Genomic DNA, 21,714 nt, shown 5'->3' on the forward strand with positions numbered 1-21,714 from the left:
AGTTGAGTGAAGGGCGTCTAGTCAATCAACACGTCTCGCGGGATTTCATAGCTGCGAAGTTTGTTTGTTTTTGCGTGCTGACGAATGGCGTTCATGAAAAACTGTTTGATTACTTCGGTTTTTTCATCGAGGTGCTCTGTCAGGTCGTTGTAAGGAATAATAACGGCTAAGAAATAAGACCACTCACCTTTTCCATAAATGTAAATGTTTTGAATTTCTGGAATTGCAGAATACAGAGTTTCCAGTTGCGAAGTTGCTATAAATTCACCTTGGGATAGTTTTAAGATATTTTTACGTCGGTCCACGAATTCCAGTCGATGTGAGCCGGTCTGCGCTACAATGTCTCCTGTTTTGTAATACCCTTGTTCATCAAAAAGTTCATTTGCCAGATCGGGCCGTTTGTAATAGCCAGGAATTATCGATAGCGTTTTCAGTAAAAGCTCGCCGCGTGGAAATGGCAGGTCAGTGGTGAAGTAACCAAGTTCAGGCGCGTCAATCAGCTTGAAATTCAAAACTGGAGGGTTTAGAAGTTCATTATCTATCCAGATAGCACCAGCTTCTGTTGAGCCGTAAACATTATGGATAGGGATATTCAATAATGTTTCCATGAATTTTTTCAATGTCTCGGGCAGCGGAGCTGAGCTGCAACTGGCCCATGCAACTCTTCCGCCCAAAGTGTTGGTGCGTATATGCTCTAAAATAGAAGAAGCTTTGGGATCTCCCTGTGCGACATTATGTTTGATGAGTGCCAGTTGATATGTCTGGCTTATGAGTTCGCATATCCGTGGTACTAACGATAATTCAGTCGGTCTGCACAGCGAGATGTCTTCAAGCAAGGTTGAAAGATTGCTTTTAGCAGTGAAGTAGCACGTTCCTCCTCTCGCTAGGGTACTTTTTAGTGAGGAGTGCCCAGCAACGTGGCTCATCGGCATATAGTGAAAGCTGATAGGGGGTTCTTTAGAGAAAATAGTGGCCCATGATCCGCCCCACATTCCTGATGCCAGCTTTTGCGTGTACATCGCTCCTTTGGGTGTGCCAGTGCTGCCAGAAGTGTAGATCAACATTGACAGCTCGTCATCTGCGTCAGGACTGTTGTATAAAGGGGCATCAGGTAGGGATTTACCTGCGGTTATCATTTCGTTTAGGCAATCAATAGATACAGTGCTGGAGTGTTCGCTCAGACGACGGCGAGCAGTTGAAAGTTTGGCGGCATGTTCGGAAACAGCCGGGTAATAATTTAAAAGCACTATTCTACTAATTGAGGAGGTATTTAGTGCTGCATCGATAGCCGCGTCCAAGTGGTCAATGCTGACTGCAATGATCAGTGGTGCACTTTCATTTAGTATTGAATTTATATAATCCCCAGAAGCATTGGTTTGAAGCGAAACAGTGACTGCGCCTAGATAAATGCACGCTAGATCAAGTGTTACGTAGTCTCCGCTGGTAAAGGCGAGAAATGCGACCGAACAACCCGCGGTTATAGGGGCATAGGGGCGATGGTATAGTTCTGCAGCCAAGAAGCTTACCCGCTGCCAGAGTTCAGAGTAAGTGACAGTTGTATAGCTGAGTGATAATTGTGAATGTACTTCTTTGGTAATGTTGTTCGTAATGAAGCTGTAGTGCCGTTCTCCAAGGGCAGGGCTGTCTGCATAGTGGGTCATAGTAGTTGCTACGATGCTTGCCAAACTCATGAATTCGTTTCCTGAATAGTTTTTTTATAGGAGTTATATGAGTTTTTAGATTTACTGTTCAGAGAGTGATTTTGGGAGCCAGAAAGCAGCAAGTAGAGCTGCTGCCAAAGTAAGAGAGCCCGCAACAGCTACCACGATGTGCATGCCTGTCAAGAACGCGTTTTGTGCTTGAACTATGGTTTCTATAGTCAGCCCGGATGTGTCGAGTGTTTCGTTTAAAGTGCCTGCAATGTCAGGTCCCTCTAGGCGGAACCAAAGTGCTGCGAGTGATCCAAGAACGGAAATTCCAATAGCATTGCCTATCTCGTTACTGGTCTCTGCAATAGCTGCGGCAGCGCCTGCTCTTTCCTGTGGGGCTGCAGAAATTGCAATCTCTGCAACCAAACTAAAGGACAGGCCATATCCGATACCCGCAATCATCGTGGAAGCTATGTAAAGACCGGCGCCACGTTGGATGTCTGTCAGAAGCAACAATATCATTCCACAACTGATCAGCAAGTGAGTCATGATAAGCGCCCATTTTTTCCCGATTATTTCAACTATTTTGCTTGTCCAGATACAGCTGGCAGTGAGGACCAGTGCCCCGGGTAATGTGAGCAGTGCAGTGGCAAAAACATTAAGCCCTAGCACTGACTGTATATAGACACCTGCCAAATATCCGCTCACAGACCAGACAACTAGAGACAAAAAACCCGTCAATATTGCGACAGTGAACACCCTGTCAGTAAACAGACTGACATCAATCAATGGGTGAACGATACGCCGCTGTCTACGGATGAATAAAACGAGACCAAAGATGCCTATCAGGCCAGAAAGAAGTTGATGGGTCGATATTCCGTAAGCTGCTGCTGTTTTGAGTGAATATGTGGATAACAAAAACCCAGTAAACGAGAGCGCAAGGCTTGGTACATCAATTGTGTACGTTGATTGAGCGCGAACTTCATTCAATAACACAGGCGCAGACAGCAAGAAAATCAGAACGACGGGCACGTTGATAAGGAATACTGCACCCCAATTAAAATTATTTAATAGCACACCGCCGATCAGTGGACCGACAGCAAAACCTCCTGCGAAAGTGGCCGCAAATATTCCGATTGCGTGTGCGCGCTGCTTGGGGTTGGGAAACAGATTGCTAATAATAGCCAGCCCAGAAGGCAGCAGCGTAGCCCCGCCGACCCCCATCAGTGCTCTGAAGGCGATCAGGCCCTCAGGCGTGGTTGAAAGTGCTGCACCGATGGATGCAATGCCAAAGATCATTGCCCCCCCCATGATAAGTTTTAACCTACCATAACGGTCGCCAATATTGCCGAATACCACCAAAAGTGAGCCTACGATAAAACCATAAATGTCTAGAATCCATAGTGTTTGATCCGCGCTGGGCGCCAATGCAGATGTAATTTTGGGCATCGCTAAATACAAAACTGAGCCATCCATTGCGACCAATGCAACGAGACCTAAAATAGTAATTAATCCTAGCCATGCTTGTCTGTTCGCTCGCTGCACGATGGGTGTCTGACACATTGTTTATAACCTTTTTAGGGGGGAGTAACAGGGCGGTGTTATTTAAGTATCCTGCACAGGGCCTTGCTCAATATCTGAGTGCCGTGTTGAGTTAAAATGGATTCTGGATGGAACTGAAAGGATGAAAAAAAGGGTGCGCGTAACGCGTGTATCTCCCCCGTATTAATGTCACGGCTTAGCTGAAGGTTTAACCCCGCAGCGAGATGTATTTTTGAGCGATAGGTCATCGCCGTGAATGTGTTGTAAAATCCAGCTTTAGTTTGTGAGGCAAACAGATTGATTTCTTTTTGCGTTCCTTGATTTGGAATTTCCTTGCGTATTATTTCCAAACCTAGATGCGTGCACAATATCTGGTGACTTAGACAAATGGCCAAAAACGGGTGCTGTTTATCAATGAGTGTGTTAACGATAGTGTGGAGATTATTTATCCTAGGGTCATGCCTATCTCTGGGGTCGCCTGGGCCAGGGCCGAGTACGAACACGTCGTGATCAAGGTAAGTAATAGAGTGTCTTGCATTGGTTACGGATACTGAAAAGCCAAGTGAAGTTAGCTGGTGACAAATCATGGATGTGAACATGTCTTCAGCATCTATAACTAAAGCTTTAAGTCCTTTGAAGTGTTTTTTAGGGCGGGCGCGCTTGTGGGTAGATGTTTGCCAAAAAACCGATAGGTATTCATTTCGTTTCTTTAGTGCTGAAAGTATGCTGGGGTGAGTAGAGAGTTTTTGGTAGTCATGGAGTGATTTATTCGTTGCTTCTGCTGTTATGCCTTGTAGTGCATAAATTAAAGCTGATGCTTTGGTCCGAGTTTCGATGGCTTCTGAATAGGGGTTAGAGTTTCTGACTAGTGTGGCACCTGCAGAGACTTGTACTCGTCCTTGCATATTGATGTCTGCAGTACGAATCAGTATTGATGAGTCCATGGAGTCACCACCGTCTTTGTCTTGGCTTAGTAGTGCAATTATTCCACTGTAGTAAGCTCGACCTTGGGGCTCGTATTTTTTAATGACACGGCATGCGTTTTCGAGGGGGCTGCCTGTAATCGTTGGTGCAAATAAGGTTTTTTGTAGTATCTCCCATAATGGTAACTTAGAGTGTCCCCTGATGAAGTATTCGGTGTGGGCTAGATGAGTCATCGGCTTCAGGTAGGGGCCCTGCAGTGTGCCACCGTCAGTACAGACGCTGCCCATCATCTTCAGTTCTTCATCCACAACCATATACAGCTCTTCGGCTTCCTTGTGATCGGCCAAAAAATCCAGTATGCCCTCAACGTTCGGCCCCGAAGCAGGGTATCTATGGGTCCCACTGATGGGGTTCATGGTGACCGTATTATTCTCCATTGTGATATGGCGCTCAGGCGTTGCACCAACAAAAATTCGGTCACCTGTGTATACAATGAACGTCCAATACGTCCCTACTTCCTGTTGTAGCAGGCGGCGGAAAAGTGTGAGACCTTTTCGAACAGTAAAATCTGCAATGGATGCCATAAATGAACGTTTTAATACAAAATTAGAGCCTGCGCCCATCCCGATTTCATCTTTAATTATTTTTAATGCTGTCTTTGCATAAGTGTCATCGTCAACATCGTAGTGCTCGTCGCTCAGCGTAAAATCTGTATCGGGAATTGTTTTCAGAATGTGATGTTTTGTCCGCGTGTCTGTATTTTCTATTTTAAGTGCAATCAAGGGTTGCTTATCATCGATGCACTCAAAGCCTCTTTCTGTTATTTGACGATACGGAATGATCGTCAGTACTTTATGTGTGCTGCCGTGAGAGGCTTCTGCACAATGGAATCTGGAAAGCTCGGAGAGCCCTTGCAGGTGTTCAATGGTTCCCGTAAATATGTCGACCCTGTCGCCGCTCGTTGATGCCGGACGATAGATCAGAGCAAATGCAGGGGGGTGTGATGAAAGTATATGTGTCAGTAATGGGGCGTTTGAGATTTCATGGTTTGTCATGTAAATAGCTCCGCAGTTGTGCAAACCATGGCGCATCGCTGTGCTGCATACTCTAGGGCTTGAAGGTGGTGCTTTTGAGAGAAGTCGGCAACGGCATCAGCGACAAGAAATGTCTGAATATCATTGGTAAAAGCCTCCACGGCGGTAAACAAAACACCAATGTGCGCATAGACTCCGCAAATTATTAATTGATCGCGACCAGCTTCTTGCATACGGTTTAGCAAGTTTGAGCGAAAGAATGCACTGTAACGCCATTTAGTTGAAATCCAGTCATCGGGTGTGGGGGTCAATTCCTTTACTATGTTGCGATCCTCTGGAGTTACCTTCATCCCAGGTCCCCAGAAATCGATTAGTAAACCTCTTTGTTCAGGGGTCATGTCTCCGGGTTGTGCTGTATACGCGATAGGGATGCCCAGCTCTCTGCCTCTCAAGCAGAGAGTAGTAATGTTGTGTATAAGTTGGTCGCGATGTTTTTCTTTGAATGGCTGGACAAAGTATTGTTGCATATCATGAATAAGCAGAATTGCTCGCTCCGGATTGACTGTCCAATGAGCAGTATTTTTAGGGAGTTCCGATGTGGTTGGCATTGTGTAAGGTGCAATGGACGGTATTCCGGTCAAGATTATTTCCTTTTGCTTTTTAGAAGTGCTACAAATAATTTGGTTGTGATTTAAGTGTAAGGTTGTTACAGGGTATATGGCGGGTCGCATCATTTGGCTCTGCGGCCGAATCTTGGCTTTTTCTTGTGTTTAGTGTCAAATGGTAGAGTTTTGAAGTTGTAACATTTATCTAGTAATATTGTTTGCAGGCTTTTATTCTTTGCGAAATATGATCGGTGCTTTGAAGTAGGGATAAACAACACTGGGCGTCGAGCTTTGTTGGTTTGCAGTGGAAAGGCAGTTATATTTGACGCTCTTTTTTGGGGGGGTGATATATGTTTGTTATTGGTATGAAGATTGTCGTTGGTAAATATTTTATACTTTATGCCGTAGGCAGTTTCGCTTGAGTGTCGAGGTTTTGATAGCAGATACAACAAACCCCGCTTCGGCGGGGTTTGTGTTTTTCAAGACTGTAATTGCCGTGGTTCAGGCCTGGCGTTTCTGCGCTTCCAGCTTTTCCAGCTCAGCCTTGTAGCTGTGAGCGTCGCTCTCGCGGTGGAACATGCCTACCAGTATGTCTTCTTGATGCACATCCCACAGGTGGACTCCGTGGGCTACCAGTTGGTGGAACATACGTGAATCGTCGCGCTCAGTTACTTTGATAGTCATCTGCTTGCTCCAAATTCTGATGAGGGCCTGCGGCAAGGCGTCGCAGGACTTCTTTATAGAATTTGTTAGCTTCCTAAGTAAATAGCTGATTGTCGCACTGTCATCTTGTTAAACAGAGCTAAACGCTGCAGCCCTTGTAAACCGGGCTGTTTACGGATTTGGCCGATAGTTTTATGACAAAAGTTTCATGTTTCAGGGGGCTCCAAACCAAAAAAAACCTCGCCGAAGCGAGGTTTTTGAGGCGTGCAGCTAAAGGCGTGTCGCTTAGTTGCCCTTGACCGGTTTGCCGTTCACCGTGCCGTCCAGCAGCATGATGTTGTATTCCTTGCCGTCTTTTTCGACCTGACGCAGTTTGACCAGCAGCGAATCCCAGTTCTTGGCGAACCACATTTCGGTGATGCGCTTGTTCTGTGTCGGGTCGCGTACGCGCTCAACCTTGATGGCGTCGACCTTGCCTGCCTTGGTTTCAACCACTTCAGGGCCGATCACGCGGAAGTCATAGGTGTCCACGTCATTACCGTCAACCACCTGGTAGCTCATGGACTTCTTGCCGGCTTCTACGTCACGCTGCAGCGCCAGCTGGTAGGTGGACTTGTCGAGCATGCCGCTGAGCAAAGGCACTTTGACTGCGTCGCCCTGATCGGTGCCGGTGACCATTTTGGTCGCCCAGTCGAAATCCAGATCGATCTTTTTCGCTTTACCCAGGCCACCACGTTCAAAGTGGTAGGTGAGCGGGATCAGCGCGTTTTTCTCGATCTTGAGCGTGCTTTCTTCGTTCAGGCTGGCCACCAGCATCGATGCCTTGAAGTTCAAGGTCCAGATACCGTTGTCGCTCTTGGTCAGGCTGCGCTCGGCAGAACCGCTCATGGGCAGCTGTTTCCAGTCTGCGGTGTAGCTGGCCTTGAAAGGCTGAAGATCGGCCGCTTGGACTGCTGGAATAGCCAGCAGGCTAAGGGCGAGAAGCAGGGCACGACGCATAAGTTCTCCTAGGTTCGTATCAAGTGGCCGCTGGCCGCAAGTAATTGACCGTCCAATAATGCGCCTTGCTCGTCAAGAGACAAGCGACCTTCGGCAAACCAGCGCACTGCAAGCGGATAAATCCGGTGTTCCTGGGCGTGAACCCGTTGCGCCAGACTGTGTGGCGAGTCATCGGACTCTACCGGTATCACTGCCTGTACGACCAGAGGCCCGCCGTCGAGTTCCTCGGTCACAAAGTGCACGCTGCAGCCGTGCTCGCCATCACCCGCTTCCAGCGCCCGCTGATGGGTGTGCAAGCCTTTGTACTTGGGCAGCAGGGAGGGGTGGATATTGAGCAGGCGCCCCTGATAGTGACGCACGAAATCTGCGCTGAGAATGCGCATGAACCCGGCCAGAACCACCAGTTGCGGTTTGAATTCGTCGATGACTTCGATCAGTGCAGCATCGAAGGCCTCGCGGCCCTCGAATGCCTTGTGATCCAGTACGCGGGTATCGATACCCGCGTCTTTGGCGCGTTGCAGGCCGTAGGCGTCTGCGCGGTTGGAGATCACCGCGCGGATGTTTGCCGGGCTGGCCTTGACGTCATCGCTGTCGATCAAGGCCTGCAAGTTGCTGCCGGTGCCGGAAAGCAGCACCACTACATCACAGGTATCAGGCATTAGTGCGCCTTGATGTTTTGCAGCTCAACTTGCGCAGCGCCTTCAGCGGCGGTTGCGATCTGGCCGATGACCCAAGGCTGCTCGCCCGCTTCACGCAGTACGTTCAGCGCGGTTTCAACGTCGGCCTGGGCCACGCAGATCACCATGCCCACACCGCAGTTCAGCACGCGGTGCATTTCGTGCTCGTCCACGTTGCCTTTTTCCTGCAGCCAGTCGAAAACGGCAGGGCGCTGCCAGCTGGCAACGTCAACCACGGCCTGGGCGCCTTTTGGCAGGACGCGCGGGATGTTGTCGAGCAGGCCACCACCAGTGATGTGGGCCATGGCCTTGACCACGCCGGTTTCCTTGATCAGCTTGAGCAGCGGCTTGACGTAGATGCGGGTCGGCGCCATCAGCAGGTCGGTCAGCGGCTTGCCGTCGAGCTGGATGTTTTCGATGTCGGCACCCGACACTTCGATGATCTTGCGGATCAGCGAGTAGCCGTTGGAGTGCGGGCCCGAGGACGGCAGGGCGAGCAGGGCGTCGCCGGCCGCTACTTTGGAACCGTCGATGATCTCGGATTTTTCGACAACGCCAACGCAGAAGCCGGCCAGGTCGTAGTCTTCGCCTTCGTACATGCCTGGCATTTCAGCGGTTTCGCCGCCCACCAGGGAGCAACCCGACAGTTCGCAGCCAGCGCCGATACCGGTAACCACCTGGGTTGCGGTTTCAACGTTGAGCTTGCCGGTAGCGTAGTAGTCAAGGAAGAACAGAGGCTCGGCGCCGCATACGATCAGGTCGTTGACGCACATGGCAACCAGGTCGATACCGATGCTGTCGTGCTTGTTCAGGTTCAGCGCCAGGCGCAGCTTGGTGCCGACGCCGTCAGTGCCGGAAACCAGAACAGGCTGCTTGTAGCCAGCCGGAATTTCGCAGAGGGCGCCAAAACCGCCGAGGCCGCCCATCACTTCCGGGCGTGCAGTGCGCTTGGCCACGCTCTTGATGCGTTCGACCAATGCTTCACCGGCGTCGATGTCTACACCGGCGTCTTTGTAGCTCAGGGATGGTTGCTTGCTCATAATCCAGGCCTTTAGGGGGGATTCGGGGGTATCGACCGAGTTCAGGGGGCAGGCTTGCCAGTGCTCTTTGAGTGCTGCAGAGCATTTGCACGGTGCCCGGCTGTTGCCGGTCTGCGAAGGCGCGCGATTTTATCAGGCTTGAAGGGCAGCGGCCATCCTCGGGCCGACAGGCAGGGTTATATCTGGCGAAAAAAACCTTTTTTAGTCGTACTTGGGTCTGCGCGCGGGCCTGTATAAGGTATAGAGAAGTTTTGTTACCGCGTGAAAACGCGAAGCGGGCGTGAATGATTTGGCTGTGGCCGTGTCTGAAGTCTGTTCGAGTGTTTTTATGGCGTCCTTATCAGGCTGCTTTTTGTCATCGGGAATCTTTCATGCGTCTTAGCCAATTTTTAGCTGTCGGCTGTTTATCTTTTTTTAGCCTGGCCAGTCATGCCGAAATTCTGACGGGGCTGTATCAGGTCCGCGAGCCGGTCGCCAGCCAGTCACCAGATGAGCGTATCCAGGCCACGCAAAAAGCCCTGGAGACCCTGGTGTTGCGTTTGACCGGGGATGCCAAGGCGCTTCAAAGCCCCGGGCTTGAGGCGATTCGCAAGGACCCGCAGCAAATCATCAGCCGGTTTGGCTATGACGCCGGCCCGCCGGAAAGCCTGCAGGTCGATTTCGACCCGGTCAGCACTGATCGTGCTTTACGCCAGGCTGGTTTGTCGCTGTGGGGCAGCAACCGTCCGGCATTGCTCGGCTGGTGGCTGAACGACTCGGTCGAGGGTTCGAGTCTGGTCGGTGACGGTCAGTCCGTGGCCGAGCCGTTGCGTCGCGCCGCGCAGCATCGTGGCTTGCCATTGCGCTTGCCGCTGGCAGACTTGAGTGAGCAGCTGGTGGGTACCGCAGAAAACCTTGAGGGCAGCAACCCTGCCCCGTTGAAGGACGCTTCCGAGCGTTACGGGGCTGATGCCCTGCTGGCCGTGCATGCCCGTGAAGACGATGGCAAGTGGACAGCCAAGTGGCGCCTGTGGGTCGGTGACCAGCAGGAGCAGGGCAGTGCTCAGGCAGCGGATCAGGCCGCCCTGGCGGATGCCGTGATGCTGGCGGTGAGCGAGCGTCTGGCCCCGCGTTATGCCGTCAAGCCGGGGGTGTCCTCGGAGCAGTTGCTGGAGGTGCAGGGCATGACGTTGCAGCGCTACGCCCAGTTGGGGCATTTGCTTGAGCCGTTTGGCGCGCAACTTAAGCGTGTCGACGGTGATCGTATTGTGTATCTGGTCAACGGCAGTGCCGAGCAATTGCGCTCGCAACTGGGGCTGGCGCAGTTGCAGGAAGTGCCGGCAGGGCAGGTATCTGCAGTGACGGATGCTGGGCAGGCGCCAGGCCTGGCTGCGGCGCCGGCAGCGCAGTTGCGATTTCGCTGGTAGGTTTTTGTCTTCTTTATATAAGGATGGGGTGGCTCATGGCTGATTCGCGACGGTGGGTGTGGTGGGGTGTGGCGCTGGGGTTCGCCCTTTTTGTGTATTTCCTGCATCCGATACTCACGCCATTTCTGGTCGCGATCGTCCTGGCCTATATGTTCGATCCTGTGGTTGACCGGCTGGAAAGGTTCGGGCTTTCAAGAACCTGGGGCGTGGTGGCGGTCTTTACCGTGTTCACTGTCATTTTGATGACATTGTTGCTGGTACTGGTGCCGCTGCTGGCCAAGCAGCTGTTGAAGCTCTATCAGCTGGCGCCGCAGATCCTCGACTGGTTGCAGCACACGGCAATGCCGTGGGTGCAGGCCAAGTTCGGTTTGAGTGACAGCTTCTGGAAGTTCGACAAGATCAAGGCCGCGATCACCGAGCATATGGGGCAGGCCACTGACATTGTTGGCATCGTCTTGTCCCAGGCCACGGCTTCCAGCCTGGCGCTGATCGGCTTTTTGGCCAATCTGGTGCTGATTCCGGTGGTGGCGTTCTACCTGTTGCGTGACTGGAACATCATGATGGCCAGGATTCGTGGCTTGTTGCCGCGCGCCCGGGCCGAGCAGATTGTGTCGCTGGCCAAGGAGTGTCACGACGTGCTTGGCGCATTTGTGCGCGGGCAGTTGCTGGTGATGCTGGCGCTGGGGGTGATTTACTCGGCAGGCCTGATGCTGGTCGGCCTCGAGTTGGGCCTGCTGATCGGCTTGATGGCAGGGGTAGCGGCCATCGTGCCGTATATGGGCTTTATTGTCGGTATCGGTGCGGCGTTGGTCGCCGGTTTGTTCCAGTTTGGCGGGGATCTGTACCCGATGCTCGGCATCGTGGCGGTGTTTATGGTCGGTCAGGCGCTGGAGGGCACGGTTCTTACGCCACTGCTGGTGGGCGACAAGATTGGCATGCACCCGGTGGCGGTGATCTTCGCGATTCTGGCGGGCGGCGAGCTGTTCGGTTTTACCGGGGTCTTGCTGGCCTTGCCGGTCGCGGCCGTGATCATGGTGCTGGTGCGTCATGTGCAGGATCTGTACAAGGACTCCCAGGTCTATAAAGGCAGTGAAGACCCGCAGTTGTAAGCCGGGGCACTGTGTCGGGGCGGGGGCATCGCGAGGTGCCCCCGCTTTTTTATGCGCGCAAGGCGGTTCTCGGTCGTCAGAAAAAGCCCAATCAATCCAAGACCTTAACGCAAACCTTTGATTTTGCTCGTGGTCTGTTACATTGTGTGCCCAGCGACACGGGTATAAACTTTTCAAACCTTACACAGAGGCCACTAACGGTTCGTTTGAACTGTTCAGTCAGCATGAAACCGATTCAGCTGCCCCTAGGTGTGCGTCTGCGTGATGACGCTACCTTCATAAATTACTATCCAGGCGCCAATGCCGCTGCACTCGGCTATGTCGAACGTCTGTGCGAAGCCGACGCCGGCTGGACAGAAAGCCTGATTTACCTGTGGGGCAAGCATGGCGTGGGGCGTACGCACCTGCTGCAGGCCGCTTGCCTGCGTTTTGAGCAGATGGGTGAGCCGGCGGTTTACCTGCCTCTGGCCGAGTTGCTGGACCGCGGCATAGAAATCCTCGACAACCTTGAGCAGTACGAACTGGTTTGCCTGGATGACCTGCAGGCGGTGGCCGGGCGTGCTGACTGGGAAGAGGCGCTGTTTCATCTGTTCAACCGGTTGCGTGACAGCGGTCGGCGCCTGTTGATTGCAGCGTCCACCTCGCCCCGTGAACTGCCGATCAAGCTGGCGGACCTCAAGTCCCGGCTAACCATGGCGCTGGTGTTTCAGATGCGCCCCCTGTCTGATGAAGACAAGCTGCGGGCCTTGCAGCTGCGCGCATCGCGCCGTGGCCTGCACCTGACCGACGAAGTCGGGCATTTTATTCTGACCCGCGGCACCCGCAGCATGAGTGCCCTGTTCGATTTGCTCGAGCGGCTCGATCAGGCGTCCTTGCAAGCGCAGCGCAAGCTGACCATTCCCTTCCTCAAAGAAACCCTGGGCTGGTAGTTCAGCCCTTTAAAACTGCGGTCTGCAGCCAATTTTGGCAGTTTTCAGGCGCCAGAAATCCTGCGCGGCCCAAGGGCTGTTTGCGCAAAATCTATCGTCAGGGGTGTAAAGCCTTAGATGTCGCGACAAAACCATCAAGTCACATTTAGATCGATTGAATTTGCAAATGAGGATCATAGAAGGCATAGTCGCGGCTACTTTTTCTAATAAGCCACGGTCGTGCCCATGCTAAAGCGCTTCGCACCCCTCGTGCCCCTCGCACTCGTCACCCTGTTGTTTGGTTGCGCTGCCCACACGCCAGTGTCGCAGCAAGTGGTCCAGGCTCAGGTTCAAAAGTCATCTTCGGTCTCGCAAACTTCCGCTCTTTATCAGGAAGAACTGGCAACCGAAAAAGAACTGGCTGAATTTTCCTCCAACAGCAAGCCTTACGAACTGCCGGCCCTGGCTGACAGCATTCTTGAGCGCGGCATGTCCTTGATCGGTACCCGTTACCGGTTTGGCGGCACCTCTGAAGCGGGCTTCGATTGCAGCGGCTTTATTGGCTACCTGTTCAAGGAAGAAGCCGGTATGCAATTACCGCGTTCGACCCGCGAAATGATCAACGTAAAAGCACCGTTGGTCGCGCGAAACAATCTGAAACCAGGTGATTTGCTGTTCTTCAGCACCAATGGTCGTGGCCGTGTGAGCCATGCCGGGATTTACTTGGGCGATGACCAGTTTATCCACTCCAGCAGCCGTCGCAGCGGGGGTGTACGGATTGACAACCTGGGTGACAGCTACTGGAGCAAGACCTTTATTGAGGCCAAACGCGCCCTGGCGATGGCCCCTGCGAGCGTAGTCGCCCGCAAGTAAAGTTAATGTCTTACTTGAAGTTCGGCCGCTAAGGGCTAGAATTCAGAGACATTGTTAAATTCCTGAAGCCGCGAGGGTCCTTCCTGTCGCGGCTTCGGGTTTCGCGGCCTGAGTTGCCGTATCCAGAATCAGGAACATTCTGTTTATGTCGACCATGGCCCGAGCTCTACTTTTGACTCTAGCAGCACTGCTCAGTGCCTGCGCAAACCGCCCGGCCCCGGTTGCGGTACCCACCAAGCCCGTCGTATTCATCAACCCTGCCGATGAGACTTCACCCATAGCCGCAGACGTATTGTTTCGCGCCTTGGGTCTGGTGGGCACGCCTTATCGCTGGGGTGGCAATACACCGGATTCGGGCTTTGATTGCAGCGGCCTGATCAAGTATGTGTACAACGATGCCGCAGGTATTTCGCTGCCGCGCACCACTCGCGAGATGATCGTGATGCAGGCGCAGAACATCGGCCAGGACAAGCTGCAAACCGGTGACCTGCTGTTCTTTGCCACCAATGGCGGCTCCCAGGTCAGTCATGCCGGGATCTATGTGGGCGAAGGCCGTTTTGTACACGCACCGGCCACGGGCGGTACGGTCAAGCTGGATAGCCTGAACAAAGCCTACTGGCAAAAAGCCTATCTGAATGCCAAGCGAGTGTTGCCGACCGAGCAGCATCTGGCGCGGTTGCCGTAAGGCAAGAGCCCCTCATCCCAACCCTCTCCCGGAGGGAGAGGGCGTAGATTGGTGCTGGTCTTGAGGCCGCGTGCGGTCAGTTCCCTCTCCCTTTGGGAGAGGGCTAGGGTGAGGGTCGTTCTGCCAGTTACTTACTGGCCCGACACCCGCCAAACCTTGTTGCCTACATCATCGGCCACCAACAAATCCCCCTGCTTGTCGATTACCACGCCCACTGGCCGGCCCATGGCTTTTTCGTCTTTGTTGAGAAATCCGCTCAGCACATCGATCGGCATGCCTGTCGGTTTACCTTGGGCAAAGGGCACGAAAATCACTTTGTAACCACTGTGCGGCTTGCGATTCCAGGAGCCGTGCTGGCCAATAAAGACGCCTTCAGTAAAGCCAGGCAATTTACTGCCTTCGGCAAAGCTCAGGCCCAGCGACGCTGTGTGCGGGCCCACGGCGTAATCCGGGGCAATGGCCTTGGCCACCAGTTCGGGGTTTTGCGGGTTGACCCGCGCATCCACATGCTGGCCGTAATAGCTGTAGGGCCAGCCATAGAAGCCGCCATCCTGCACTGACGTGATGTAGTCGGGCACCAGGTCGCTGCCGATTTCGTCACGTTCGTTAACCGCAGTCCACAGCTTGCCGGTGACAGGTTCCCAGGCCATGCCGTTGGGGTTGCGCAGGCCGGAGGCAAAAATGCGCTGGCTGCCTGTGGCCGGGTCGACTTCCCAGATTGCGGCGCGACCTTGCTCCTGATCCATCCCGTTCTCGCCCACGTTGCTGTTGGAGCCGACGGTTACATACAGTTTTTTGCCGTCGGGGCTGGCGATCACATTTTTGGTCCAGTGATGATTCAGCGGCCCGCCGGGCAAGTCGGCGACCTTGACGGGTTGGGCGCTGATGCGGTCTTCGCCGGGTTGATAAGGGAAGCGCAGCAGCTTGTCGGTGTCTGCGACATACAAATCGTTGCCCACCAGCGTCATGCCAAAGGGCGAATTCAGATTCTCGATAAATACGGTACGGGTTTCGGCCACGCCGTCGTGATCCGCATCGCGCAGCAAGGTAATCCGGTTCGCGCTCGGCACACCGGCCCCGGCGCGGGCCATGACCTTGTCCGCGATCCAGCCCTTGATGCCCTTGCTGTCATCCGGTTTGGCCGGCGAGTTGGTTTCGGCTACCAGCACATCGCCATTGGGCAGCACATAGAGCCAGCGCGGGTGGTCGAGGTGCTCGGCGAAGGCGGCTACCTTCAGGCCCGCAGCGGCGGTGGGTGTGGCGCCATTGGCCCAGCCGATCGCCGGGGCGATATTGACGGTGGGGATCAGGGTCTTGTTGGGTTCGGGCAGTTTCGGCGATGGGCCGGTGCCATCCGCCACTTGCAGGGTCGAACTCTCACCGCAGGCAGCCAGCCCGACCGCAAGTACGATGACAACAGCGTGCTGGGGCTTGAGCATATGAATCTCCATGAGGTTTTGGTCTTGTCAGTCATAGAGAAGCGTAGCGGGTTAAAGGTTCAGTACGAACCTCCATGACCTCCAGGCTTGTGCAGTATTGGTTTTGGACATTCGCAGGATGATCAAAACTCGTTGGGCATAAACGCCTGCATAGTTCATAAAACCTCAAAACCTAGTAGCAGGCAGAGGTAGTCATGTTCCAGGCAAACAGTGGGAAAGTGATTGATAAAACCCTGTTCAAAAAGGTAGGGCAGTCAGTATCTGAAAGAGCCTTGCACCACGACCGCGAAGGGACACTGGATGAATTCAGTTGGCGAATGTTGGCTGATATGGACCTTTGGAGAATCCCCGTGCGCTCTGAGTTGGGTGGTTTGGGTGGGACTTGGCTTGAGTGCGTGGAATGCCTGGAAGAAGTGGCCAGGGAGTGTGAAGATCTGGGTTTCCTGATCACGAGCCTGGGTCATATTGGTTCCTTGCGATTGCTCTGTGATTACGGTGGCGAGGAACAAAAACGCCGCTGGATACCCGGGTTATTGAAAGGGGATATTGCAGTAACCGCAATGACGGAGGAATGCGGCGGGTCAGATTTATCGAAAATGCAACTGGCCGCAGTCAAAATCGCAGGTCAGTACTTATTGAACGGGAAGAAAACCCATATAACCAATGCTCCCGTTGCAACGATGGGCCTGCTGGCGGGGCGTATTCCAGCCTTGGGTGTGAAAAAAGACATCACCTTGTTCTTTTTGGATCTGAATGTGCCAGGTATCAGTATCGGCCCTGTGGAGATGAATCTAGGGCTTCGTACAAGCCCGACAGCTGATATCGATCTCGAGAATGTAAGCATTACAGAGTGCAATATTATTGGCGCTCAAGGCGGCGGTTTGAATATTTTGCACGACATCATTTCATTCGAGCGTGCGCTGTATGGGGTTATTGCCGCTGGTCTTATTGAACGCATGGCTCAATTGGGCATGCAGCGCAGCCTTTCCAGGCAGGCATTCGGGAAAAATATCGGTGAGTTTCAATATGTGCAGGACAAGCTGGTGGGGATGAAGATGTCTTCGACCATCTGTCGAAGCTTGACCTACGAAGCGTTACGGATGCTGGAAGAAAAACACCCTGAGTCTTCGTTGGTGTGCTCGTCGGTTAAGTATCAGGCCGCACTGCGCCTGGTGGAGTCGGCGGGTCATCTGATGCAGATTTATGGTCATCAGGGGTATTCAGATCCGAAAATAGGCAAGTTTGTGCGTGATGCAGCCGGTATGAAGATAGCGGGTGGAACCAATGACATTCAAAAGGTGAATATCTTCAAGCAAATGCTTGGCACTCGTTAGACCTCGCTTGGGCGTGATAAGCGTCTGCGAGGGTCGAGGCCAGTTGCAATACTCGCATATCGGCATGCTCCGGCAGTTTTATAAACAGTCTGGCAATTGGCAGGGGCGGTAGTCGCTCATCAACGATGATGTGCAGCTCTTCAGGGACTGCATGGCTCGGCATTACGCCAACCCCCTTGCCTGCACTCATCACGTCTGTGAGGGTGTTGCGCTCACTGGCTGAGCAGATGATCGTTGAGGGCAGGGCGGGCTCACTCAGGGCCTGTTGCGCGATCAGGCGAATGAAGCTGCCTTCAGGGGGGAGCACCAGGGCAATGGCGTTGCCCTGATAAATGGCTGACCCGGTAGCGGACACCCAACTTAACGGGATTTTGACAATCTCGATCCCTCCCGGCAGCTCGGTATGAAGAATAAAGGCCATGTCCAGCTGATGTTGGCCGATCAGTTTCGCCGCCTGATCGGAATAGAGGCTCAAAAAATCAAAGTGGGTGGACGTAACCCTGTGGTTACCCAGCAGGGTTTTGATCAGGTGCGGGTCGTGATATTCGGGCAGGCTGATTTTAAGTTCGTAAAGTGAGGTGTCAAAATTGAATAAACGAACCAGGTCATCATTGAGGTCGAGTATTTTGACGGCGTACTCGTAGACCTTTAACCCGGCAGGCGTTAAGCGGATAACCTTGCCGCGCTCCAATAGTTGAGCGTTGGTAAACTGCTCAAGCTTCTTGATTTGCAGGCTGATTGCAGATTGGGTGCGAAATAGCTGCTGCGCCGCTTTGGTGAAGCCTTGTGCATTGCTGACAAATACCAAAGTTCTCAATAAGTCTATGTCGATATTTGTGAATTTCATAGTTGTTATTTTCAGAGGAGGGCAAGTCTCTAGGTTTTATGCAGTTGGGCGTATTTGCAACGCGGAGTGTTCTTCTTTTCTTGTCAGCTCATTCCTGTCTCAATTTTTAAATTTATTTGAGGGTGTGTTGTGTCAATAGAAGAGAGGTAGCAAGAGCAGCGTTCTCTGATGGTTATGGCGGACATGGTTAGCCAGAGCGGTGAGATCAATTTAATTGGCGTGACGATCGGCAAGCGTTCCATCAAACAAGGGGGGCCGGATTCAAGGTGTTGATGCGTGCTTGTTGAAATCCAGCGAGCTTGCAGCGATAGCCAGTAGTACGATTGTCATGCCTGTTAGCTCAGTACTTGTTAATACCTCACCGAGTAAAAGCCATGAGAGTACAGTGGCTATGATGGGTTGCAGGAGCAGTACGATTGAACTGAAAGAGGCAGACAGGCTTTTGAGTGATAAAGTGACAAGCAATTGGCCAAAGACCTGGCCGCACAGTACCAGTATCAAGAGCAGCCCCCAGGTTTTCAGCGTGGCGGGCAAGGGCGCGCCAGACAAGATAAAGACTGGCAGCAGGACAAGACTGCATCCGGCGGTGATGTACAGCATTATTACGGATGGAGAGCAATTATAAGTGCGGACCTTTTTGATGGTGACTATATAGGCGGCATAAAATAACGCTGCCAGCAAGGATAGCGCTTCGCCCCAATAATCATGGCGAGTAGATTTCCCCATCAGGCATAGTACATACATGCCGCTTATTGCCAACAACAGACATGCCACTTCCTGGCGCTTGGGTTTTTCTACGATACCGCTCAAACCCATGATCACTACAAAAAATGGCGCGCAGTTGGTGAGCAACGTGGCAATAGCTACATCCGTGTACTGGATTGCGAAGTGCATGGTGGTGAGGTCTGCGCAGAAGAATATGACTGCCAGCAGGGTGAGCCAATAAAAATGCCTGTCCTTGGGGAGGGCGCTGATCTGTTCGCGTTTGAGCAAGCAGATCATTGCCATAAACGGTACTGCGAGTATCACTCGATAGAATGCAGAACTTCGGCGTCAAAGGGCAGGGCTTTGACAGTAACCGGTGCCAACCCCAATAACGAAGCTCCCGCTAGCAGCGGTATGAGCAAAGAGCTTTTTTCGGACAGTGTCGGCAGACGGATCATGCTTGTCGACCGGCAATCTTGTGATTGATCCGGGTCTCAAAGCTGTTGCGATCAACAATGGCTCTTGTATGCGTACCCTCCAGAATGCGGTCAGTACCATCCGTCGCTTCAACATCGAACACGATCTGTTTTGCTGTTGCGCTGACCACTGTGGCGTGGATTCGCAGTGTGAACCCTACTGGGGTGGGGGCCAGGTGCCGGTTGTGATGCCCTATGCCAACGGTCATGGAGTCAGGTGCAAGCGCGCCCTCCACAGCCTTAATGGTCGCCAGTTCTGCAAGCCACAGGAGAATGGGGGTAGCCAGTACAGGCAGTTGATTTTTCCATTGCGTGGCTAAATCAGTTGGCATCACCGTATGCACGAGCACACCGGACTTGCCGATCAGATCAGGCATGGATCGACTCCTTCCTTAAAAAGTCAGGCGCGCTGTAAATAACCTCTCTCAGTAATGACAGCATTTCATCGAGGATATCCGTGCAGGTATTGAGCGGTGCAGCAAATATCAAGGCGTCACCGTGCTCAAAGGCAGCGAATCCGGCGCTTGGGTAAAGATTCAGTCCTTTTGAAAGGGCATGCCTGACGAGCTTTCCAGAAACCGCCGAATCGCTTGCAAAGGTCCGCTTCGCGGCCTTCTCTCTGACAATTTCCATCCCCCAGAACATGCCCTTGCCGCGGATGTCGCCGATCAAGGGTGATGTTTGCAGGAGGTTGCGCAAGTGCGACTCGATCAGTAATTCACGCTCCGCGGTAAGCGATACCAAATCTTCAGTTTCAATTACATCCAGTACCGCATTGGCCGCTGCAGCACCAATAGGGTGGTTTGAGTGGGTATGGCCATGGGGGAAAATCCCGGAGCCCGATTCAATGGCCTCTTTAATGGAACCACAGACGAGGACGCCGCTTATTGGGAAATAACCTGCATTCAAACCTTTGCCCAAAATGCTGATATCTGCCTGAACGTTGCCATGCTCAATGGCCAGCCACTTGCCGGTTCTACCCATCGCCGTGAGCACTTCATCAGCAATAAGCAAAATGTTGTGCCGGTCACAGATTGCGCGGATTGTTTCCAGATAGCCCGCCGGCGGGACAATGGCCGCACCCGATGCGCCTGTGATGGGCTCAATCAGCACGGCGGTAACATGCTCGCTGCCTATCTCGCCCAATTGGGTGGTCAGGGCATGGGCGCAGGCGAGCTGGCAGGTATCAGGGGTTTTCCCATAAGGGCATCGATAACAATAAGGTGTCGGCAGTGTCGGGCGCTCTGCCGGGCTGCAAACTCCCCGGCGACGGGGCCAGTGGCCTGAAAGGCTCAGGGTTGCCTTGGTTGAACCGTGGTAACTGATATTCCTGCTCAGAATATGTTTTTTCGGCGACAGGCCTTTTTCGTTCCAGTATTGCACTGCCATGCGGCAAGCGGTTTCCACTGCTTCTGAGCCGCTATTGACGAAGAAGGCCCCGGCATAGCCCAGTTTGCAGCAGAGCCTCTCGGCCAACTGCTGTGCCGGGTCATTGAGAAACTGCGTGCGATAGGCCGCACTTAGCAGGCATGCCTGTTCGAGCATTTTATCGATCACATGGCCGTGGCCGTAACCCAGTGAGCAGGCTATAGCCCCTGAGCAGCCATCAAGTATCCGTTTGCCATCATCGGTGTAGATCACGCTGCCACTGGCGCTCCGTGCCGTTAGCAGCGCGTGATGCACATCAGGTGTGATCAGATGCATGGCTATAGCCTGTTTTTGTTGGATCTATGGAGTATTCACGACCATACCAAGCTGTAAAATGAGTTTTTCTTGTAGGAGGATTGGCACAGTTTATGGCGTGTGGCTGTAAGAACTCGGACTGGCTTTAATTGACGCTCCACCCCCAACCCTCTAACCTTCGCGGCTTGTTTCAGGTGCTCTGTGGCCATTGGCCGACAGGGTGAAACAGGGAAGCCGGTGAGGGCGTGTTTGACCCACACAACCGCCACGATCCCGGCGCTGCCCCCGCAACGGTAAACGAGTCAATACCACGCTCAGTGCCACTGTGTTTTTTTGCACGGGAAGGCGCGTGGACAAGGGCTGCTCTCGCCGAGCCGCCCGCTTGTGAGCCCGGAGACCGGCCTGATCCATCCACCACTCTCGCGGCGGGCGATGCAGTGTGTTGTTCAAGAATCCCCCCGCCTCCCGTTTGCATTATCAAGCCCCAACGGAGAGCTGCCATGAACGAATCCCCCGAACGCGACGAACGTCACCAGGCGCGCATGCTGCGCAAAAAAGCCGTTATGGACGAGCGTATTGCCAGCTCGCCCAACGAGTGCGGGCTGCTGCTGGTATTGACCGGCAACGGCAAAGGCAAAAGCAGCTCCGCCTTTGGCATGCTGGCCCGGGCCATGGGCCACGGCATGCAGTGTGGCGTGGTGCAATTTATCAAGGGGCGCAACAGTACCGGCGAGGAGATTTTCTTCCGCCGCTTCCCCGAGCAGGTGCGTTATCACGTCATGGGCGAAGGCTTTACCTGGGAAACCCAGGATCGCCAGCGCGATATCGCCGCCGCTGAAGCAGCGTGGGAAGTGTCCCGCGAGATGCTGCGCGACCCGTCCATTGGCCTGGTAGTGCTCGATGAGCTGAATATCGCGCTCAAGCACGGTTACCTCGACCTGGAGCAGGTGCTCGCCGACCTGCAAGCCCGCCCGCCCATGCAGCATGTGCTGGTCACCGGCCGTGGCGCCAAACCTGAACTGATTGATCTGGCCGATACCGTGACTGAAATGGGTGTGGTCAAACACGCTTTTCAGGCCGGGATCAAAGCCCAGAAAGGCATCGAATTGTGAGTGT

At 53.3% G+C, this 21,714-nt stretch carries 20 protein-coding genes, 1 pseudogene and 1 riboswitch; of the genes and pseudogenes, 7 read left to right on the forward strand and 14 right to left on the reverse strand.

The window, feature by feature from the left end; translation table 11 throughout:
* Nucleotides 1–17 precede the first annotated feature (17 nt).
* The 8 genes from AB3G35_RS08805 to purM all read right to left on the reverse strand — a co-directional run bounded on the left by AB3G35_RS08805 (nucleotide 18) and on the right by purM (nucleotide 9,133).
* Nucleotides 18–1,691: an AMP-binding protein gene (locus tag AB3G35_RS08805; protein ID WP_369782530.1), complete on the reverse strand. Its 1,674-nt coding sequence runs from the start codon at nucleotides 1,689–1,691 to the stop codon at nucleotides 18–20.
* A gap of 51 nt (nucleotides 1,692–1,742) precedes the next feature.
* Complete coding sequence (locus AB3G35_RS08810; RefSeq protein WP_169882362.1) at nucleotides 1,743–3,212, reverse strand: MFS transporter; 1,470 nt, start codon at nucleotides 3,210–3,212, stop codon at nucleotides 1,743–1,745.
* Nucleotides 3,213–3,250: 38 nt separating this feature from the next.
* Nucleotides 3,251–5,170: an anthranilate synthase family protein gene (locus AB3G35_RS08815; RefSeq protein WP_169882359.1), complete on the reverse strand. Its 1,920-nt coding sequence runs from the start codon at nucleotides 5,168–5,170 to the stop codon at nucleotides 3,251–3,253.
* Nucleotides 5,167–5,790 carry an isochorismatase family protein gene (locus AB3G35_RS08820; protein ID WP_369782532.1) on the reverse strand — a complete coding sequence of 208 codons (624 nt, stop codon included), beginning with the start codon at nucleotides 5,788–5,790 and terminating at the stop codon, nucleotides 5,167–5,169. The genes AB3G35_RS08815 and AB3G35_RS08820 overlap by 4 nt, the downstream gene beginning before the upstream one ends.
* A gap of 465 nt (nucleotides 5,791–6,255) precedes the next feature.
* Nucleotides 6,256–6,438 (reverse strand): hypothetical protein, encoded by a 183-nt coding sequence (locus AB3G35_RS08825; RefSeq protein ID WP_016779856.1) that lies wholly within the window; start codon nucleotides 6,436–6,438, stop codon nucleotides 6,256–6,258.
* Between the two features lie 264 nt (nucleotides 6,439–6,702).
* Nucleotides 6,703–7,416 (reverse strand): DUF3108 domain-containing protein, encoded by a 714-nt coding sequence (locus tag AB3G35_RS08830; protein WP_016779857.1) that lies wholly within the window; start codon nucleotides 7,414–7,416, stop codon nucleotides 6,703–6,705.
* 8 nt (nucleotides 7,417–7,424) lie between these two features.
* Nucleotides 7,425–8,075 carry a phosphoribosylglycinamide formyltransferase gene (purN, locus tag AB3G35_RS08835; RefSeq protein ID WP_016779858.1) on the reverse strand — a complete coding sequence of 217 codons (651 nt, stop codon included), beginning with the start codon at nucleotides 8,073–8,075 and terminating at the stop codon, nucleotides 7,425–7,427.
* On the reverse strand, nucleotides 8,075–9,133 hold the full coding sequence (gene purM / locus AB3G35_RS08840) for a phosphoribosylformylglycinamidine cyclo-ligase (RefSeq protein ID WP_016779859.1): 1,059 nt from the start codon (nucleotides 9,131–9,133) through the stop codon (nucleotides 8,075–8,077). The genes purN and purM overlap by 1 nt, the downstream gene beginning before the upstream one ends.
* A 371-nt stretch (nucleotides 9,134–9,504) precedes the next feature.
* Here purM and AB3G35_RS08845 point away from each other — a divergent pair, with 371 nt between their 5' ends.
* The 5 genes from AB3G35_RS08845 (at nucleotide 9,505) to AB3G35_RS08865 (ending at nucleotide 14,114) form a co-directional block, all read left to right on the forward strand.
* Nucleotides 9,505–10,539 carry a DUF2066 domain-containing protein gene (locus AB3G35_RS08845; RefSeq protein ID WP_369782534.1) on the forward strand — a complete coding sequence of 345 codons (1,035 nt, stop codon included), beginning with the start codon at nucleotides 9,505–9,507 and terminating at the stop codon, nucleotides 10,537–10,539.
* Nucleotides 10,540–10,574: 35 nt separating this feature from the next.
* Entirely contained in the window at nucleotides 10,575–11,648 is a 1,074-nt protein-coding gene (locus tag AB3G35_RS08850) for an AI-2E family transporter (protein WP_095040928.1), read from the forward strand.
* Between the two features lie 224 nt (nucleotides 11,649–11,872).
* Nucleotides 11,873–12,577 carry a DnaA regulatory inactivator Hda gene (hda, locus tag AB3G35_RS08855; RefSeq protein ID WP_016779862.1) on the forward strand — a complete coding sequence of 235 codons (705 nt, stop codon included), beginning with the start codon at nucleotides 11,873–11,875 and terminating at the stop codon, nucleotides 12,575–12,577.
* Between the two features lie 225 nt (nucleotides 12,578–12,802).
* The gene (locus AB3G35_RS08860) at nucleotides 12,803–13,429 is read left to right on the forward strand and encodes a C40 family peptidase (protein WP_016779863.1); all 627 of its coding nucleotides are present in this window, start codon (nucleotides 12,803–12,805) and stop codon (nucleotides 13,427–13,429) included.
* Nucleotides 13,430–13,574: 145 nt separating this feature from the next.
* Nucleotides 13,575–14,114 (forward strand): C40 family peptidase, encoded by a 540-nt coding sequence (locus AB3G35_RS08865; RefSeq protein WP_016779864.1) that lies wholly within the window; start codon nucleotides 13,575–13,577, stop codon nucleotides 14,112–14,114.
* Between the two features lie 131 nt (nucleotides 14,115–14,245).
* Here AB3G35_RS08865 and AB3G35_RS08870 read toward each other — a convergent pair whose 3' ends face one another.
* Nucleotides 14,246–15,553: a sorbosone dehydrogenase family protein gene (locus AB3G35_RS08870; RefSeq protein ID WP_134049494.1), complete on the reverse strand. Its 1,308-nt coding sequence runs from the start codon at nucleotides 15,551–15,553 to the stop codon at nucleotides 14,246–14,248.
* A gap of 194 nt (nucleotides 15,554–15,747) precedes the next feature.
* Here AB3G35_RS08870 and AB3G35_RS08875 point away from each other — a divergent pair, with 194 nt between their 5' ends.
* The gene (locus AB3G35_RS08875) at nucleotides 15,748–16,887 is read left to right on the forward strand and encodes an acyl-CoA dehydrogenase family protein (RefSeq protein WP_134049496.1); all 1,140 of its coding nucleotides are present in this window, start codon (nucleotides 15,748–15,750) and stop codon (nucleotides 16,885–16,887) included.
* Here AB3G35_RS08875 and AB3G35_RS08880 read toward each other — a convergent pair.
* The 5 genes and pseudogenes from AB3G35_RS08880 to AB3G35_RS08900 all read right to left on the reverse strand — a co-directional run bounded on the left by AB3G35_RS08880 (nucleotide 16,862) and on the right by AB3G35_RS08900 (nucleotide 20,619).
* Nucleotides 16,862–17,734: a LysR family transcriptional regulator gene (locus AB3G35_RS08880; protein ID WP_106117056.1), complete on the reverse strand. Its 873-nt coding sequence runs from the start codon at nucleotides 17,732–17,734 to the stop codon at nucleotides 16,862–16,864. The genes AB3G35_RS08875 and AB3G35_RS08880 overlap by 26 nt on opposite strands.
* Before the next feature lie 261 nt (nucleotides 17,735–17,995).
* Nucleotides 17,996–18,478, reverse strand: coding sequence for a DMT family transporter (locus AB3G35_RS08885; RefSeq protein ID WP_369782733.1), 483 nt, complete (start codon nucleotides 18,476–18,478; stop codon nucleotides 17,996–17,998).
* Nucleotides 18,479–18,766, reverse strand: a pseudogene (locus tag AB3G35_RS08890) (EamA family transporter); the annotation flags it as partial.
* A gap of 127 nt (nucleotides 18,767–18,893) precedes the next feature.
* A complete protein-coding gene (locus tag AB3G35_RS08895; RefSeq protein WP_106117054.1) occupies nucleotides 18,894–19,292 on the reverse strand; it encodes a thioesterase family protein in 399 nt (132 codons plus the stop codon).
* Nucleotides 19,285–20,619 carry an aminotransferase class III-fold pyridoxal phosphate-dependent enzyme gene (locus AB3G35_RS08900; RefSeq protein WP_369782537.1) on the reverse strand — a complete coding sequence of 445 codons (1,335 nt, stop codon included), beginning with the start codon at nucleotides 20,617–20,619 and terminating at the stop codon, nucleotides 19,285–19,287. The genes AB3G35_RS08895 and AB3G35_RS08900 overlap by 8 nt, the downstream gene beginning before the upstream one ends.
* Before the next feature lie 154 nt (nucleotides 20,620–20,773).
* Nucleotides 20,774–21,019: riboswitch (cobalamin riboswitch) on the forward strand.
* Nucleotides 21,020–21,098: 79 nt separating this feature from the next.
* On the opposite strand from AB3G35_RS08900, the gene cobO reads away from it, so the two are divergent.
* Nucleotides 21,099–21,710 (forward strand): cob(I)yrinic acid a,c-diamide adenosyltransferase, encoded by a 612-nt coding sequence (cobO, locus tag AB3G35_RS08905; protein WP_016779866.1) that lies wholly within the window; start codon nucleotides 21,099–21,101, stop codon nucleotides 21,708–21,710.
* The last annotated feature ends 4 nt before the right edge of the window (nucleotides 21,711–21,714 follow it).

The sequence above is a fragment of the Pseudomonas sp. WC2401 genome (assembly GCF_041200115.1).
Classification (GTDB): Bacteria; Pseudomonadota; Gammaproteobacteria; order Pseudomonadales; family Pseudomonadaceae; genus Aquipseudomonas; species Aquipseudomonas fragi.

Bases quoted from the DNA above. Each gene is read 5' to 3' on its own strand.
- AB3G35_RS08805 (WP_369782530.1), bottom strand. From the start codon at position 1,691: ATGAGTTTGGCAAGCATCGTAGCAACTACTATGACCCACTATGCAGAC.
- AB3G35_RS08810 (WP_169882362.1), bottom strand. From the start codon at position 3,212: ATGTGTCAGACACCCATCGTGCAGCGAGCGAACAGACAAGCATGGCTA.
- AB3G35_RS08815 (WP_169882359.1), bottom strand. From the start codon at position 5,170: ATGACAAACCATGAAATCTCAAACGCCCCATTACTGACACATATACTT.
- AB3G35_RS08825 (WP_016779856.1), bottom strand. From the start codon at position 6,438: ATGACTATCAAAGTAACTGAGCGCGACGATTCACGTATGTTCCACCAA.
- AB3G35_RS08830 (WP_016779857.1), bottom strand. From the start codon at position 7,416: ATGCGTCGTGCCCTGCTTCTCGCCCTTAGCCTGCTGGCTATTCCAGCA.
- purN (WP_016779858.1), bottom strand. From the start codon at position 8,075: ATGCCTGATACCTGTGATGTAGTGGTGCTGCTTTCCGGCACCGGCAGC.
- purM (WP_016779859.1), bottom strand. From the start codon at position 9,133: ATGAGCAAGCAACCATCCCTGAGCTACAAAGACGCCGGTGTAGACATC.
- AB3G35_RS08845 (WP_369782534.1), top strand. From the start codon at position 9,505: ATGCGTCTTAGCCAATTTTTAGCTGTCGGCTGTTTATCTTTTTTTAGC.
- AB3G35_RS08850 (WP_095040928.1), top strand. From the start codon at position 10,575: ATGGCTGATTCGCGACGGTGGGTGTGGTGGGGTGTGGCGCTGGGGTTC.
- hda (WP_016779862.1), top strand. From the start codon at position 11,873: ATGAAACCGATTCAGCTGCCCCTAGGTGTGCGTCTGCGTGATGACGCT.
- AB3G35_RS08860 (WP_016779863.1), top strand. From the start codon at position 12,803: ATGCTAAAGCGCTTCGCACCCCTCGTGCCCCTCGCACTCGTCACCCTG.
- AB3G35_RS08865 (WP_016779864.1), top strand. From the start codon at position 13,575: ATGTCGACCATGGCCCGAGCTCTACTTTTGACTCTAGCAGCACTGCTC.
- AB3G35_RS08870 (WP_134049494.1), bottom strand. From the start codon at position 15,553: ATGCTCAAGCCCCAGCACGCTGTTGTCATCGTACTTGCGGTCGGGCTG.
- AB3G35_RS08875 (WP_134049496.1), top strand. From the start codon at position 15,748: ATGTTCCAGGCAAACAGTGGGAAAGTGATTGATAAAACCCTGTTCAAA.
- AB3G35_RS08880 (WP_106117056.1), bottom strand. From the start codon at position 17,734: ATGAAATTCACAAATATCGACATAGACTTATTGAGAACTTTGGTATTT.
- AB3G35_RS08885 (WP_369782733.1), bottom strand. From the start codon at position 18,478: ATGTATGTACTATGCCTGATGGGGAAATCTACTCGCCATGATTATTGG.
- AB3G35_RS08895 (WP_106117054.1), bottom strand. From the start codon at position 19,292: ATGCCTGATCTGATCGGCAAGTCCGGTGTGCTCGTGCATACGGTGATG.
- AB3G35_RS08900 (WP_369782537.1), bottom strand. From the start codon at position 20,619: ATGCATCTGATCACACCTGATGTGCATCACGCGCTGCTAACGGCACGG.
- cobO (WP_016779866.1), top strand. From the start codon at position 21,099: ATGAACGAATCCCCCGAACGCGACGAACGTCACCAGGCGCGCATGCTG.